Source organism: Myceligenerans halotolerans, assembly GCF_054782975.1.
On sequence record NZ_BAAGRL010000026.1, the window covers coordinates 87919 to 103530 of the forward strand.

Consider the following 15612-nt stretch of genomic DNA (forward strand, 5'->3'; position numbering starts at 1 on the left):
GATCAGAGCGAGGCCAGCCCCGACGTCGGGCAGACTAGGGCCTGTATTCCGGAGGGACGCCCCTGTCGTCCGCTCGAACACCTCTGTGGTCCGCACGGACCACGACGACCCGAACCCGAGGAGCAGAAGTGACCGACGTTCTCGACGAGCTGCACTGGCGAGGCCTGGTGGCGCAGACCACGGTGTGGTGCTCCAAGATGTGCGTGGGGCTGTCGCAAGTCAGTGGAGCGTCGTGACCGCCCGGGATCGCATGGTCCTGGACGCGCGATCGAGCATACAAGTGCAGATGCTCACTCGCTACACTCGGTGGCGTCGAAGTGGTGACTGCTGACGGCGACGATCCGCATGGTGGTGAAGACCTGCCCACGGCGTAGCAGAAGGCCGTCGATCCCTGTACTTCTCGGGCGGCCACATCCAGCCGATGGCGACACTGACACATGATCACAGCGGATCGATCGGAATGTCGGTGGTGTCCGATAGCCTGATCGCGAGCTTCATGCGGCAGCTACGGTCGCGGCTCGAACACGTGAGGAGGGCCGCACATGGCCGAGGAAAAGGTTGTCTTCGTGGCGTTCGCCATGAAGGACGAACGCCAGAGGGACTTCCTGAAGGGCCAGTCACTCAGCCCGCGCGCCCCGTACAAGTTCATCGACATGTCGGTGAAGGAGCGGTACGAGTCCGGCTGGAAGGAGAAGGTCCGCACGCGCATCCGCCGCTCGGATGGCGTGATCGCTCTCGTGAGTGAGAACTCGCTCACCTCAGAGGGTCAGGCGTGGGAGATCCACTGCGCTAAGGACGAGGGCAAGCCGCTCCTCGGAGTCTGGGTGTACTCCAATGATCGCACGAGGCTCGCAGGGGTCCGCACCGTCGCCTGGAGCGACACGAACATCGCCGGCTTCATTGACTCGCTCTGAGGCGCGCCGAGATGCGTAAGGCACTCATCGTCGGGGTAGACCACTACGATCACATCGGCTCACTGAGAGGCGCGGTGAACGATGCTCACAGCGTAAAGAGCGTGCTCGAGCGTAACGGGGACGGGACCCTCAACTTCGCGCAGCCGAGGCTGATGACCGGCACCGGTCCCGGTGCTCCTGTCACGCGCACGGACCTGCGCGCTGCCGTCGAGGAGCTCTTCCAGGACGATGCCGAGATCTCGCTCTTCTACTTCTCTGGGCACGGCTACATCGACGGGGCAGGCGGCTACCTGTGTGCGAGCGATTGCACCACAGGGCACGACGGGCTCTCGCTTGCCGAAATCATGACGTTCGCCAACAGTTCGCCGGCGAAGAACAAGGTCATCATCCTCGACAGCTGCCACAGCGGTGTCGCGGGCGACAACCCGGTTACAACGCAGGTCGCCGAGATCAGGGAAGGCGTCACGATCCTCACCGCGTCGACTGCGGATCAGTACGCCATCGAAACCGGCGGATCGGGCGTATTCACGAGTCTCCTCGTGGACGCGTTGAACGGCGCGGCCGCCAACCTCGTTGGAGAGGTGACGCCTGGCAGCGTGTACGCGCACATCGACCAGTCGCTCGGGAGCTGGGCGCAACGGCCGGTGTTCAAGACGAACGTGAAGAAGTTCGTCTCACTCAGGGAGACAGACGCGCCGATCGAGCTGGCCGACCTCCAGAAGCTCGCCGTTCTGTTCGAGAAGCCCACCACCCAGGTCCGGCTCGACCCCGCCTACGAGCCCGAGCGCTCGGGCAGCGAACCCGAGTCGACGCCGGCCCCAGACGCAGCTAAGAACGCTGACTTCGCTGTGCTGCAAGCGCTCGTAAGAGTCAACCTGGTCCGGCCGGTCGGCGCGCCTCATATGTGGCATGCGGCAATGGAATCGAAGGCGTGTGAGTTGACAGTGCTCGGACAGCACTACTGGACTCTCGTGAAAGAGGGCCTGATCTGATGGAGCGGCATGACCGGATCCGCGAGGTCCTGGAGAACGAGCAGACCATCGAGCGGCTCGCGGAGATCGAGCACGAACGATGGGCGCACTGGCAACAGTACGTCCACGACCAGTGTGAGCGCCAGGAGGATGGGTCCCTGGTCGTGCCTGCCGAGCTCGTGATGCGTTGGGAGGCCCAGATTAGGGCCACATATGGTGAATTGTCCGAGCGAGAGAAGGAAAGCGACCAGGAGCAGGTGCACAGGTATCTGCCCATTATCATTGACGCGCTCACTCGATGAGACTTGCTTGACCACCCTCGGACCGCATAGGCATCCTGGACAAAATTTGAGCGGATGATGGGAGAGCTGCCGAGTCTTTAGCGCTCGCTATCCCTATGAGGGACGCGGCGCCGGACGTGGTGTTGCGCGTTAACAACCAGCTGAATGTGGCTATGAACAGCGAACACTTCAGGCAACACCTCGTCCGTCTCGGCCTCTCGCGAGAGTTGGCACACCGTGGAGGTGCGGCGTCAATAGGTAGTGGTCGTCCGCTGGATTGGCAATGCGGGATTGAGGTCAGACCGAAACTAGGCGGGTCGCGAGATCCGATAGACGTGAGACGAGCGTCTTCCTTGGTCGCACCTGTGTGGGATCAAAGGCTGCAATGTCATCAATGGGCTCGGCGTGATCCACTCGGGCCCACTCAGCTGGATTACTGACACTGCTTGACTGCGGCAGAGCGCCGAGTGCTCCTGCCACTGCGATGACATACGCGTCAGCCGTGCGCCCTTTGGCGATGAAGATTGTGGGCTCTCCCGCATCGTCAAAACTCAACACTAGGGCGTGGCGCCCCGGGCCTGCATCGAGAATCGACGGATCTAGGTCAAGCGCGCGACAAACGACTGAAACTCTCCTACTAGCCTCATTCCGATCAACCGGAGGGAACACAAAAATCGTACTTGCCAGGCGACGTCGCGAGCGCACCTCTCCAATCTCCCAGATCAGACTGGGTGAACGTCCTACGATCAGAACCTGCGCCTGCGCTTCCTGTGAAACTTGACGGATAGCTTCCTGCCAATTCGCGTCGTCGTGATAGTCACGGGCCGCGCCCAAAGGTTGGAGCCGCGTACCCGGCTGGCCGAAAGTACGGAGAGGGCCGCGCTCCCAGGCGGACCAAGCAATCACTTCCTCAAAGCGCACGTGGGACTCACCCGAAAAGGCGTCGACCGCACCTGTGAGCGCGAAGGGTGGGTGTACTTCTAGATTATCATCTTGGAAGGAGCGCAATAAAAGGACTGGGGGGCGGTCGTCCGAGTCGATCTGCTTTCGCACTGCTGGTTGGAGCACACGCTTAGCCAGTCTGCCCGGCTGCCGGCTCCAGTTCAGGACCTCCAGGCCGAGGAGAGCAAGCGCGAGGGCGATGAGCGGATTGCCGAATCCCTCCTGCACGAATTCCTCCGGCGCGATTACACGGACGATAGCCACTGATAGCATCGCGATTCCACAGACCGCAATCACTGCCCCGGCCGCTCTGCTTGCAGTCGTGAGAATTGCCGCCCGGATCCCGCGAGCCAAGTCGGAGCCCGCCCTGCGGTTTCGGATTCGAGTTTCTACACCGAACCACACGAGAATGACTATTGCAATGACAGTGAAAGATTGCCAGACGCGAATTCCGGGCCACGCCGTCGCCACTGCAACAATAGTCGCGAGTGCTAGCCATCTTCCAATCGTAGCTGCGGCTCCAATGAACAGTACGGATTGAGTCGCCAGAGTTAGATCGCGCTGATACCTTCTCGCAAGAGTCGACGCGTTCCGGTTTCGCCACCACTCCTTGAGGCCGGTATCTGTGAGGAAGCTCAATGTGGAGCCCACAAGGAGGCCGAGCAGAATTATGGCGCCCGAAGCTGTGCCCCAGATGATGCCAAAGCGATATCCAACGGCCTGTGCATCACTATTTGTAGTGTCTTTCAACAAGGGTAGCTGTCTGAGCTGAGCGAGAAATAGGTCCTGGGCAAGCGCGTCAGCGCTCGCTCGCGACTCAGCCGACAGGTCTCTTGAGAAGACACCAACATAGGCAACGAGTCTTCCTACTGATCCCGCGTAGCTCAAGTCTATCCCGGCATCGAACTTGCGCACGCCATGAAAAGCATTCGGTGCCACGTCTGAGTGCTCGGTTCCTTGCCCCCCAGCAAATGTCACAGCGGCCTGGTGTGTTGTCGCTTCAAGTATAATTACGCTCACCTGCCACTGGTCCACCTGATAGAGCCAACCGTGACCGTCCACGTAATTGGATCTGTTTATCTCGGCGGCGAAGCTATCTCCGGGAGAAATGTCGACCGCGTCGATGGCTAGGTCCCGTATCAGGGTCGCACCGGGAACCAGGTCGGGAACAGCAATACGCCACGCCTCGAACGGTTGGGCCGGCGTCTCACCTCCACCAGAAGCGACCGCGGTAGGGCTGGCCAAGATGATCGTGAATAGAACGGCGAGAGTCAGTGCCGTGGCTTTTGGCAGGATTGATGCAAGTAGTAGCTTCACCGGCCATGCCCTCCCTTCACTGCGAGGTGGCTGAAGCAACGCATGGTTCACCACGATCGGGCTGGCCCTGTTTGAGCGGCTGAACTGAGGCTCCCAGGGTTACGACTCGCCCAGCGGTCAGGCCCCCGAACGGGCACAAGATCTACGCAGGGTCTACCTACAACGGGCTGGCCACGCAGTTCGTTGCGGATCGCGTATATGTATCCTCCTCTCGGAGGGGGTGCCCGAATGATCGCTGATACACCGAACTCCGTGACCCAGGTCGCGCTGCTCCTCAGCCTGGTGTTACCAGGTGCCGTCTTCCAGTTTGTCAGCGAGACGCAGCTGGGACCGGCCAGACACCACGTCACGTGGAGCGAACGTATCCTGCGTGCGATCGTTGCATCCCTCGTGTTCGACAGCACTTACGTCATGGTTGCCGGCCCGCGGCTCGTCACTGTGTTCGAGGGCTGGGATCACATGGTTCGTCACCACCCGCGCGAGGTCGCCCTGGTCTTCGCGGCGACGGTCATCCTATTCCCGACCGTTGCCGCACTCGCTCTTGCCTGGTGGCGGAATCGGGGCTGGGCGGGGAGGTACTCGGACACTCCGACGGCGTGGGACCACATGTTCCGTCTTGAGTCGCACGTCTACGTGCGAGCGCGCCTCAAGGATGGAACGTGGGCGGGTGGCTGGTTCGGGCGGCGCTCGTTCGTGTCAACGTTCCCCGAGCCGGAGTCGCTCTATCTTGAGCACGCGTACATGATGAGCGGGAGCGGGGAGTTCGTGGGGCCTCTGCCCGGCTCGGCGGGCATGCACCTCCTCCGAGCCGACATCGACTTCGTCGAACTCATCCAACCCGCGCCTCAATCTGACGCAGAGGAGTCCAAGAGTGACAAGTGAGAGCCGCAGGTCGAATGACGCCCCCACACGGCGCACAATCGACCCTCGCGACGATCAGTTCGGCCGGAACCCCCGTGACCCTGATGAAAAGCGAGGGCTGTTGCCCAAGCTCATCCGACCGAACACGCCACCGAGCAACGACCCAGGCCGCCCACCTAAAGGCCCTGCCAGCGTGTCGAATCCGTCCACCGACACCGGCTCGGATGCGAACAAGGACTGATGTCGGATCGAAACCCGTGCCGCATTCAGAACGCGTGAACAGCACCAGTACGGATCGGAAGGCCTCGCGGTCAGGGTGCGAGCTTGTCAACGGTCCCCAACTCTGTTGCGACAGCCACCTCACCTGCCTCGTTGACGACCAGCCCAGGGGTGGACAAGCCAGCCGTCAGGCGCCGCTCGACATCGGCTGCTAGAAAGCGCCTGCCATCCTCCATCAGGCGCTGCTCCTCCTTTCTGGCTGCGAGTATGGTCACCCGCTCATGCCCCTCGACTACGAGGAAGCCACCGGCGCTGGCGAGCTCCGCAGTAGTCGACGGAACATAGACAACAGGACTTCCGTCGGCAATGACTACCCGATGCTCGACAGCACTGAGAACGACCAGTTCTCCCTGCCAAGCTGCGATCTGCGTCGGAGATCTCAGCACTGATGCTCGCTCTCGCACCTTCAGAGACTCGTCGATAGTGACAAGTTCGTTCGTGTCTGCGAGTACTGCCGCAGGACCGTTCGGGCCCGGCGCGAGATCCCATGCTGCGCCGTCGACAGCTATCCGCTTCACTGTCTCACCACGCTTCTTATCCATGGCAATGACGCGAGCATCAGCCGGCGACGCGACGTAGAGCCGGTCTCCCATGACAAGAACGCTTCGGACGCCCTTGCTGAGCGTCCTTGACCAGATCTGCTGACCTTCGGCAAGGTTAAACGCACCGACCTCGCCCTTGCCGGGAGATGCGTAGTAGAGAATTCCCCCGTCGACGGTCACATCGATTGCCGGGACGGGGAGTGTCCCGATGGTGCTGACTTCCCCCTTCTCGAAGTCGGCCCTCGCAACCTGCGTCGCACCCAAAAGCACGATTGCGTGGTTTTCCCTCAGGTTAGCGATATTGGTGACGGGCGGACCTTCGATAACTGGAACTATAGAGCGACGCTCTGCCTCTCCTGGCATGTCGCCACTCAAGTAGGGGATCAATGAGAGGGTGATAGTACTGTTCAAAAAGATCGGGAGAAGCCAGATAGCCGCTGCCCACGAGCGGCGCTTCGGTGCCATCCCGACGGGGATGATCTCAGTGTGCTCCACATGCACCGGGTCGCTGGAAGTGTGCACCGCTCTACGCTCGTTTTGCATTTCTTCTTTATCAACTCTGGTGAGCTCATTGATGCAGTACTCCAGTGCGAAGTCGTAGCTCAGATCGTCGGATGAGCGTCCGACAACCACGATCGGGTGCGACGACGCGAGTGGCAGGCACACCACGAGGGCCGGAGCCCCCTTCCGTGGCCTCAAGAGATCCCACGGGATGCCGAGCGTTGCCGATAGGACACGCAACCGCTTGACACGTTCGCCTAGCGAAACGGGGGGGACCACAAAGAGTGTCTTGTGCAGATGGCCCAGGTCACGAAGCCGCTCGATCTCCCAAACAAGACTGGCCGTCCGGCCCAGCGTCATGACAACAAACGGGGCGCGTTCTGTGAGTTCCTGCACCCGGTCCTTCCACTCGGCATGACTGAGCTGGATACGCGCCGCCCCAAGGTCTGGGGGGAACGCCTCATCCGGAGTCGCAACGGCCAGTACCGGGGCGTACTTCGAAAGGGCCGCAGCCTCAATCTCCTCGAACCGCTCCCACGCTCGCATCGCGAGCTGGTCGATCACCGATGCGCGATCTAGCCGCCGTGAGCGCATCCGGATCCGGTCGTCCACGAATGACCGCAGAAGCAGCACATGCGGCTGATCCTGCCGACCGTCGCCCTGAGCCATCCGAAGGCGGATCCGGGCGACCATGCTGCGCGCGATGGCCAGAGGATAGGGCGCGGTGAGGAGTAGCACTCCCGAAAATATGCCGATTGCGGTCGCCAAGCGATCAACTTGCCATTCTGCCAAACCTGGCAAGATTGATACCCCATCGAACGTGACGCGAAGGTACCAGAAAAAGACAACACCACCGAGAACGAGAGCGGTTCCGAGTGCACCGAGAATCGTGACCGTCACCGCAGCGCCACGAGTGGCACGCGTTTTATGTCGCCGCACCGTCGATGCCACGAAACGCCGCTCCAGAATCACAGACAGCGCCAACGCGGCGAGGACAATTGCAAGTGTTTGATAGCCGTTCCAGCGCAATTCTTCGGTTAGACGCAGGCACCACACCACGAGTGCGAGCCGAGCAATACCAACCGCCCAGATACGCACGGCAGCACCCCGGACCTGCGGTTCGATGTCAACCTGATACTCCGGAACCTTCCGCCGCACGAACAGCGATCCGAACCGCTGCCAAGCGCCCCGGTCGCCCACCAGCGGCGCCAAGGTGACGGGCAGAGCAAAAATGAACACACCTATCATCCACGACCGAAGGAGGACGGCCCGGGTCTGTGGTAATTGAACCGTCTCAGAAGCTGTGAGCGCTACAGATGGTTCGATCGCCTCTTCAACAGCAGTGACTGCCGAGGCGACGCGGTCGACGATCTGATCGACAGATGTGACGCCGACGAAGACGAGCTCAAGCTCGAGCCGGGTTGCCCCTTTGAATATCTCGATACAGGCTGCACCCACCCCATTGGAAACGTGCCGAACCCCTGCAGTGGTCCCTGGGCCTGTCTCGAGTTTCTTTGCCTCAGGTCGACAACTCGGCGTTTCACGATCCATTGACGCCGCATATCGATACTGCGTGACCTGAACCGCCACCTGAGTTGCCTGGTCCGGAGACGTCCACGACCGTGCCCAAGCGCCGACGTGCAGGCTCTGACGGAATTCAGTCGCCAAGATGCTGGTCGACCGATAGAGTCCATTCTCCGGAGGCCCCTCGGCGATCAGAATGAAAGGCGTGTCGAACACCTGCTCAAGATCCTCGGTTGTAATGATCGATTGCGCGACTGAAGGAGCAATGTAAGGCGGTCCAAGAGCCTCAAGATCGTGTGACCGCCAGCCCTGAGAGGTCGCGACTCCGAGCACAAGCAGGCCCAAGCCCAGCAGTCCAACTGACCTCCACACGGTCATGGAACCCTGCAGTGTCACTGACCACACCTCCACGATCGATGCCAACGTAGGGCTGGCAAAGGATGCCGATCTGCTGGCAACCGTCGCAACCATGACGCCGGGCACGCAGCACTCTGGCTTGGGGTCGAAGTAGACCTGCATCGGAATATAGCGGTCAAAGAGCCCACGAGGAACAGCTGCTTGGTCAATTCACCCACGGCGACGAGCGTTGTGACAGCCCATTGAGCCGTGGCAAGGCCAACATTCACCCGCAAACGACACATCAGCGAGTCGACTACAGGTGCGGGTCTGCCAGGGCTCCACCGGACGGGTGGCGGATTGGAGAACAGTGCACAGGAGTCGTCGGGCAGACTATGTACGCGTGGTCCGTCCGGGCCGCGCGGACGCGATCCCAAGGAGCAAGAAGTGACCGACGTGCTCGACGAGCTGCACTGGCGCGGCCTGGTCTCCCATGTGACCGATGAGACCGCGCTGAGGACTGCGTTGTCGCGGGGCCCGGTTGCGTATTACGTGGGCTTCGATCCCACGGCGCCGAGCTTGCACATCGGGAACCTGGTGCAGATCCTGACCGCGCGTCGCCTGCAGGATGCCGGGCACAAGGCGCACCTGCTCGTGGGGGGTGCCACGGGTCTGATCGGTGACCCACGTGACTCGGGTGAGCGGACGTTGAACTCGCCTGAGGTGGTGGCGGGCTGGGTGGAGAAGATCCGCTCGCAGATCGAGCCGTTCCTGGAGTTCGAGGGTGGGAACCCGGCCAGGATGGTGAACAACCTGGACTGGACGCAGTCGATGGGTGCGATCGAGTTCCTGCGGGACGTGGGCAAGTACTTCCGGATGGGCACGATGTTGTCCAAGGAGATCGTTGCGCGGCGCCTGAACTCCGAGGAGGGCATCAGCTACACAGAGTTCTCCTATCAGGTGTTGCAGGGCATGGACTTCCGGGAGCTGTTCGAGCGGCACGGGATCACGTTGCAGCTGGGCGGGAACGACCAGTGGGGCAACCTGCTGGCCGGGGTGGAGCTCATCCGCAAGTCCGAGGGCGTCACCGCGCACGCCCTGACCACCCCGCTCATCACGAAGGCCGACGGCACGAAGTTCGGCAAGTCCGAGGGCGGGTCCGTCTGGCTGGACCCGGAGATGACCAGCCCGTACGCGTTCTACCAGTTCTGGCTCAACCAGGCCGATGCCGACGTCGTGAACTACCTCAAGGTCTTTACCTTCCGCTCCCGGGAGGAGATCGCGGCGCTGGAGGCGGAGGTCGCCGAACGGCCGTTCGCTCGCGAGGCGCAGAAGGCCATCGCCGGCGATGTCACGACGCTGGTGCACGGTCAGGCTGCGACCAGTGCGGTGATCGAGGCCAGTCAGGCGCTGTTCGGGCGTGGGGAACTGGCCGGGCTGGACGAGCGGACACTCGCGGGCGCCGTGGCGGAGCTGCCGCGTGTCACCGCGAAGGCCGGAGACCTGATCACCGACCTGCTCGCGGGTTCGGGGATCGTCGCCTCCAAGGGCGAGGCGCGTCGCGCCATCAAGGAGGGCGGTGCCTACGTGAACAACGTCAAGGTCACCGCCGAGGACGCCGTACTGGCTGCCGAGGACCTGCTGCACGGCAGGTTCGCGGTGCTGCGGCGCGGGAAGAAGACGCTGGCCGTCGCCGCCGCCGAATAGGTCTGGTCGCGGACCCACTCGCCTCACTGCCGTCTCTGGTCTCACTCTTGGGCATGAACGATGGGTTCTGTCTGGCCGGTTGACCCCAAGGGGTCGGGTGGGGTCCGGGCAGTGAGGGGCGTTTGCGCAGGTGGGTGAGACCGACCAGCGGTCTCGGCGTCGCTGCTCGGTGGGGATGTTGTGCACGGTCCCGAGCGGCACCGGCCGTCCGACCGTGCCGGACGGCTGGCCACCCGTCCGGCACGGATCGCGCTCTACACGGAGATGACGCTCAGCGCGTCCAGCTCGGCGAGCGGTTCGAAGTCGGCATCCTGGGTCACGACGGGGAGGTCGTTGGACAGCGCGATCGAGGCGATCCACAGGTCGTTGACATTCATGCGGCGCTTGTTCTCCGCCAGTTTGACGCGGAGTCGTGCCCAGTGCGATGCCGTGGTCGCGTCGACCGGAAGTAGTTCGAGCGATCCGATCGCGTCGAGGGTGGCGAGGCGTCTGGCGCGCGTCTCGGAGTCCTTGGCGGCGAGCACGCCTGCCTGAAGTTCGGCGCGGGTGATGACCGAGACGAACGACTCTTCCGGTAGCGCGGAGCCGTCGAGGCGTCGGCCGGACTCCATGCCGATGAAGACGCTGGTGTCGAGCAGGCCTCGAGGTGCAGGGGTGTTCACAGGATTGGCCCGAGGTCGTCGGTGGTCTCGCCGGCGAGCTCCGCCAGGTCGTCGCGCAGACCGGGGTCGGCCTGGACCGTCCCGAGGATCTTCAGGAGCTCGGCACGACGGAGCGACCGGGGCCGCATCGAGGTCACCGGGCCGATCTCCGCGACGGGAGTGCCGTGTTGGGTCACGGTGACGTGGTCGCCGTCGGCCACGCGGCGCAGGACCTCGGCGGTGTGGTTGCGAAGCTCGCGAGCGGCGATCGTAGTCATGTGCGCAAGCGTAGCACTTTGTGCACAGTTGAAGGGGCAGCCTCGAGCCATGAACGTCCGGGTCACTCGGCTCGTGGTGGTGTCATCGCCATGCGGTCAGCAGGTCGTCGGCGGTCCAGATGAGGTCGAAGTTGGCGTCGTCGTCTGCGCCGGCTGGGCACACTCCCACGGCGGCAGTGTTCTCCGTTGCGCCCGGGACGGACCTGGTGTCGGCAAGCAGTTGCCCGGCATCTCGCGAGGTGAGCGGCTTGTCCGCTCGCCACTTGATGGTGCCTGTGAAGCTGATGCTGTGCGCCGGACGGTCGTCGGCGCCGACAAGGTCGATCTCCGGGCGGTTGGTGCGTGGCCACCAGTTGCCGACGACCTTGACGTCCGGCCAGGGGGTGCTTGGTGCCAGCCGCCAGACTGCCTCCCGAACGATGGGCTCGACAGCGCGTCCTCTCCAGGCCGGGTAGCCGCTGAGTACTCGTGCGTGTGCGATGTCACCGCGGCCGGCGTCGATCTCGTTGAGGTGCGGTTCGACGAAGGCGAGCCAGAACCGCAGGGCAGGGTCGTCGATGCGGTAGCGGCGGTCCTTGGGTGCCTTCTTCATGGAGAGCGGTTCGTCGAAGGCGACGACCCGCTTGGCTCTGAGCATGTGCAGTGTGCGGGACAGGGACGTGGTGGGAATCGGATCGAGGCTTGTGGCTGCCTGCTGCACTGCTGAAAACGTCCTCTCGCCCCGGCCTCCGATGGCGGTGAGTACTCGTCTGGCCAGGGACGTCTCGCTGAATTCTGATTCGAGGATGCGTAGGCCATTGACCACCAGCGCGGTGGACGAGTCGTCGGTCTCGGCACGCAGGAACTCATCGAGGGTCATCCCGTGTTCCCATGCTTCCGCGACGAGGGGCTGACCGCCGGTGATCAGGTGTGCGTCGAAGGCGTCCATCCCCGAGGTTCCGGTGAGTTCTGCGACGTCACGTGGGTCGAGGGTGCGCAGCACCATCTCGGTGGCGCGGCCGTGAAATGGCTGATCGTGTCGCGTGAGGCTCTCCATCATCGACAGGTCGCTGCCGAGCAGCAGGAGGAGGACCGGCTTGCGTGACAGTGTGAGGTCCCATGCGCGCTGCAGTTCCCCGGCGCCGCCCGCGAAGCCTTCGAGCAGCCAGGGGAGTTCGTCGATCACGACGATCGACGGTGAGTCGTCCGGAAGGGCGAGTGCGAGTACCTGGAGTGCTGCCGAGAGGGTCGTGGGTTGGATGCCGTGTGCACTGGCTGAGCCCGGGAGGGAGGACTCGACGACGGCGTCGCGGAGATGCTGAAGGTCCTCGAGCGGCGGAGTGTTGCGCGATGCCTGGAAATGGACGTACGGGAGTGCGGCTCGTCGCACGAACTCGCCGGCAAGGCGGGACTTGCCGACGCGCCTCCGGCCGCGAATCGTCACTGCGGTGCCACGGTCCAGGCGCGCACCGCGCAGGACCTTGTCCAGGTGCTTCTGCAGCACTGCGAGCTCTCGGGTGCGACCGACGAACGCCATGGTGCTCTCTAGGCCTTTCTCTCTTGGAACTTCCAGATCTGGAAGTTCCAAGACTGAAAGTACCAATGTTGGTGAGATCGCGCGAGCCGACTTGGGCCGAGCTGCCGCGGGTCACCGCCAAGGCAGGGGACCTGGTCGCGGCCGCGGAGTGACCGGCGTGGTGCACCGGGTGCCGCCGTCCGCCACGTGCGGACGGTGGCATCGTGCGTTCCACCGGACCGAGCGCCGGTTCTTGCCCGAATTCGGGCAGAAACTGGCACTCGGCGTGTGTCGGGTGCGAGAGTCTCCGCCATGGAGCCGTCATCCGAACTCGTCGACCACCTGGTGGCGACCACCGGGCTGACGCCGGGCGAGGCCCGGCGCCTGATCGGCGACGTCGTCGCGTACTACGCGGAGCCGGTGGAGGACGTCGTGCGACGCCGGCACGCCGAGCTGAAGACGTACGGGGCGAGGAACCCGGAGATCTTCGCGCGGGTCGCCGACGAGCTGTCACGGCGCGTCGTGGCGGCGCCGGAGCTGAGCGAGCGCCAGCTGCGCCGGATGATCTACGGCTGATCCGGAGGCGGCCGGTCCGTCCGTCCCCAAGACTGAGGAAGGACGGTCCTTCCCAGGGAACCGAGGAGCAGAACCATGTGTGGAATCGTCGGATACGTCGGCGGGCAGCAGGCGGCGCCGCTGCTCACCGAAGGGCTCGCGCGCCTCGAGCACCGTGGCTACGACTCGGCGGGGATTGCCGTCGTCGGCTCCGCCGTGCGCGTCGTCAAGCGGGCGGGCCGGGTCAAGGAGCTGGTCGCCGCGATGCCGAAGCGCATCGCCGGTCGTACCGGGATCGGGCACACGCGATGGGCCACCCACGGACCGGCGTCGGACAGGAACGCCCACCCGCACACCGACGCGACCGGAACGGTCGCGGTGGTGCACAACGGGATCCTCGACAACGCCGCCGCCCTGCGCCGGCGCCTCGAGGACAGCGGGGCGGAGCTGACCAGCGACACCGACACGGAGGTGATCGCGCATCTGGTGGGGCGGTCCGAGGCCGGGACGCTCGAGGGCAAGGTGATCGACGCGTTGTCGGCGATCGAGGGGACGTACGGCCTCGCCGTCGTGCACGCGGACTTCCCGGACCGTGTCGTGGTGGCCCGCAACGGCAGCCCGCTGCTGGTCGGCGTGGGGGAGAGGGAGATGTTCGTCGCCTCGGACCTGGCGGCGCTGGTCCGGCACACGACGACGGTCGCGCACCTGGACGACGGCGAGCTGGCGACGATCACGGCATCCGGCTTCACGACGTTCCGGGCGGACCTCACGCGCACGGAGACGGCCGCGCACCAGGTCGACGTCGACCCCAGCGCGTACGAGCACGGGGCGACGGGTGCGGAGCCGCGGATGTACACGGAGATGCTGGAGCAGCCGGCGAGCGTGGAGCGGACCCTGCGCGGGCGGCTCGACGAGCGCTTCGGGACCGCGCACCTCGGCGGGCTCGGGATGGACGCCCGCGAGCTGCGCGCGGTGCAGCGGGTCAAGATCCTGGGCTGCGGGTCGGCCTACTACGCGGGCCAGATGGGCGCGCAGCTGATCGAGGAACTGGCGCGCGTGCCCGCGGACGCCGAGGCGGCCAGCGAGTTCCGGTACCGCGACGCGGTGATCGACCCCGACACGCTGTACGTGGCGGTGAGCCAGTCCGGGGAGACCGTCGACACGCTGCTCGCCGTGGAGGAGATCCGCCGCAAGGGCGGCCGCGTGGTGGGCCTGGTGAACGTGGTGGGCTCTGCGATCGCGCGGGCGTGCGACGGCGGGATCTACCTGCACGCCGGTCCCGAGACCGCGGTGGCGTCCACGAAGGCCGTGACGACGATGTTCGTGGGATTCGCGCTGCTGGCTCTCCAGCTCGGACGCGTGCGGGACCTGTCCGTGGCCGACGGCAAGCGGCTCGTCGCAGGACTGCTGCGGCTACCGGGACAGATCGAGGAGGTGCTGGCCGGCGAGGACCGGCTGGCGGGAATCGCGAAGACGCTGGCGCAGGCGGAGAGCATGTTCTTCGTCGGCCGGGTGCGGGGGTACCCGGTGGCGCGGGAAGGGGCGCAGAAGCTCAAGGAGATCAGCTACCGGCACGCGGAGGCGTACCAGATGTCGGAGCTGAAGCACGGCCCGCTCGCGCTGATCTCCCCGGACGTGCCGACGGTCGCCATCGTGCCCGACGACGAGCTCGCCGACCGCAACATCGGCGCGCTCCACGAGATCGCCGCCCGCGGCGGCCCGCTCGTCGTGGTGACGCACGACGGCGTGGACCTGGGGGGCCTCGCGGCCGAGCGCATCGACGTGCCGCGCAACGAGAAGGAACTGGACCCGCTGCTGCTCACCATTCCCCTCCAGCTCGTGGCATATCACGCCGCCGTGACGCTCGGGCACGACGTCGACCGTCCGCGGAACCTCGCCAAGTCCGTGACGGTCGAGTGACCCAGCGCGGTGTGAGCCGGAACATGACACGCCAAGTTGTGCGCGGGGCGTCGTGTGTGTAATGTTCACGTCGTTCGCCCGGCAGGGAGGCACGGACAGGAACCGCGGAGCACGCGGGCTGGCCGGTCCCGGGGCGGGAACTCACTCAAGATCTACCGAGTGCCTTGTGCGCCTGGAAGTCTGATGGGGGCCCATCGATCTGTGAGTCGTGAGAGCTGCCTGAACAGGGAGCTTGCGCACGACGCAGCGGACTGGTAGGTTACGGAAGTTGTCTCGGGAGGAACGGACGGCGGCGCGGAGATCGCGTAGCCGGCTGAGTCCGAGGACAACACCATCCCACTCCAGAAATCTCAGGACCTAGTGTCCTGCGCTCTCTGGAATTGGGTGCCGGAATGCACGGCGACTTGAACAGATTCTTCCGGATCCAGATGGATCGGAATGATTTGGAAAGGACGCCGGGAATCTGGTAAGTTATTCGAGTCGCCCTGAGCGGGTCAAGCCGAGTGGTTTGGTTCGGATGTGTGCGTCGGTTGTTTGAGAACTCAACA

Annotated in this window: 12 protein-coding genes; 7 read left to right on the forward strand and 5 right to left on the reverse strand. The window is 64.2% G+C overall.

Features of this window, described 5'->3' with window-relative positions:
* Window positions 1–542 precede the first annotated feature (542 nt).
* Genes ACYVK5_RS17840 through ACYVK5_RS17850 form a run of 3 tightly spaced genes read left to right on the forward strand, consistent with a single transcriptional unit; the run spans window position 543 to window position 2187 of the window.
* Complete coding sequence (locus ACYVK5_RS17840) at window positions 543–914, forward strand: TIR domain-containing protein (protein ID WP_460707302.1); 372 nt, start codon at window positions 543–545, stop codon at window positions 912–914.
* An 11-nt stretch (window positions 915–925) separates the two neighbouring features.
* A complete protein-coding gene (locus ACYVK5_RS17845; protein ID WP_460707303.1) occupies window positions 926–1906 on the forward strand; it encodes a caspase family protein in 981 nt (326 codons plus the stop codon).
* A complete protein-coding gene (locus ACYVK5_RS17850; RefSeq protein WP_460707304.1) occupies window positions 1906–2187 on the forward strand; it encodes a hypothetical protein in 282 nt (93 codons plus the stop codon). Before ACYVK5_RS17845 ends, ACYVK5_RS17850 begins: the two co-directional genes overlap by 1 nt.
* 276 nt (window positions 2188–2463) lie before the next feature.
* Here ACYVK5_RS17850 and ACYVK5_RS17855 read toward each other — a convergent pair whose 3' ends face one another.
* Window positions 2464–4425, reverse strand: a complete 1962-nt coding sequence (locus tag ACYVK5_RS17855; protein ID WP_460707305.1) for a hypothetical protein — start codon at window positions 4423–4425, stop codon at window positions 2464–2466.
* Window positions 4426–4677: 252 nt separating this feature from the next.
* Here ACYVK5_RS17855 and ACYVK5_RS17860 point away from each other — a divergent pair, with 252 nt between their 5' ends.
* Entirely contained in the window at window positions 4678–5307 is a 630-nt protein-coding gene (locus ACYVK5_RS17860; RefSeq protein WP_460707306.1) for a DUF6338 family protein, read from the forward strand.
* 290 nt (window positions 5308–5597) lie between these two features.
* On the opposite strand, the gene ACYVK5_RS17865 is transcribed toward ACYVK5_RS17860, so the two are convergent.
* Window positions 5598–8651 carry a YncE family protein gene (locus ACYVK5_RS17865; protein ID WP_460707307.1) on the reverse strand — a complete coding sequence of 1018 codons (3054 nt, stop codon included), beginning with the start codon at window positions 8649–8651 and terminating at the stop codon, window positions 5598–5600.
* Window positions 8652–8915: 264 nt separating this feature from the next.
* Here ACYVK5_RS17865 and tyrS point away from each other — a divergent pair, with 264 nt between their 5' ends.
* Window positions 8916–10175 (forward strand): tyrosine--tRNA ligase, encoded by a 1260-nt coding sequence (gene tyrS, locus ACYVK5_RS17870; protein WP_460707308.1) that lies wholly within the window; start codon window positions 8916–8918, stop codon window positions 10173–10175.
* A 254-nt stretch (window positions 10176–10429) separates the two neighbouring features.
* Here tyrS and ACYVK5_RS17875 read toward each other — a convergent pair whose 3' ends face one another.
* From ACYVK5_RS17875 to ACYVK5_RS17885, 3 genes are all read right to left on the reverse strand, one after another.
* The gene (locus tag ACYVK5_RS17875) at window positions 10430–10837 is read right to left on the reverse strand and encodes a PIN domain-containing protein (protein ID WP_460707309.1); all 408 of its coding nucleotides are present in this window, start codon (window positions 10835–10837) and stop codon (window positions 10430–10432) included.
* Window positions 10834–11094 (reverse strand): type II toxin-antitoxin system Phd/YefM family antitoxin, encoded by a 261-nt coding sequence (locus ACYVK5_RS17880; protein ID WP_460707310.1) that lies wholly within the window; start codon window positions 11092–11094, stop codon window positions 10834–10836. Before ACYVK5_RS17880 ends, ACYVK5_RS17875 begins: the two co-directional genes overlap by 4 nt.
* 82 nt (window positions 11095–11176) lie before the next feature.
* A complete protein-coding gene (locus ACYVK5_RS17885; RefSeq protein ID WP_460707311.1) occupies window positions 11177–12610 on the reverse strand; it encodes an ATP-binding protein in 1434 nt (477 codons plus the stop codon).
* A gap of 291 nt (window positions 12611–12901) precedes the next feature.
* On the opposite strand from ACYVK5_RS17885, the gene ACYVK5_RS17890 reads away from it, so the two are divergent.
* Together ACYVK5_RS17890 and glmS are read left to right on the forward strand one after the other, a co-directional pair.
* Entirely contained in the window at window positions 12902–13165 is a 264-nt protein-coding gene (locus ACYVK5_RS17890) for a hypothetical protein (RefSeq protein ID WP_460707312.1), read from the forward strand.
* A gap of 75 nt (window positions 13166–13240) precedes the next feature.
* Window positions 13241–15064, forward strand: a complete 1824-nt coding sequence (gene glmS, locus ACYVK5_RS17895) for a glutamine--fructose-6-phosphate transaminase (isomerizing) (protein WP_460707313.1) — start codon at window positions 13241–13243, stop codon at window positions 15062–15064.
* Window positions 15065–15612: the final 548 nt, after the last annotated feature.

Excerpts from the sequence above, each read along its gene's own strand:
- ACYVK5_RS17840 (WP_460707302.1), top strand. The coding sequence starts at position 543 with ATGGCCGAGGAAAAGGTTGTCTTCGTGGCGTTCGCCATGAAGGACGAA.
- ACYVK5_RS17845 (WP_460707303.1), top strand. The coding sequence starts at position 926 with ATGCGTAAGGCACTCATCGTCGGGGTAGACCACTACGATCACATCGGC.
- ACYVK5_RS17850 (WP_460707304.1), top strand. The coding sequence starts at position 1,906 with ATGGAGCGGCATGACCGGATCCGCGAGGTCCTGGAGAACGAGCAGACC.
- ACYVK5_RS17865 (WP_460707307.1), bottom strand. The coding sequence starts at position 8,651 with ATGCAGGTCTACTTCGACCCCAAGCCAGAGTGCTGCGTGCCCGGCGTC.
- ACYVK5_RS17880 (WP_460707310.1), bottom strand. The coding sequence starts at position 11,094 with ATGACTACGATCGCCGCTCGCGAGCTTCGCAACCACACCGCCGAGGTC.
- ACYVK5_RS17885 (WP_460707311.1), bottom strand. The coding sequence starts at position 12,610 with ATGGCGTTCGTCGGTCGCACCCGAGAGCTCGCAGTGCTGCAGAAGCAC.
- ACYVK5_RS17890 (WP_460707312.1), top strand. The coding sequence starts at position 12,902 with ATGGAGCCGTCATCCGAACTCGTCGACCACCTGGTGGCGACCACCGGG.
- glmS (WP_460707313.1), top strand. The coding sequence starts at position 13,241 with ATGTGTGGAATCGTCGGATACGTCGGCGGGCAGCAGGCGGCGCCGCTG.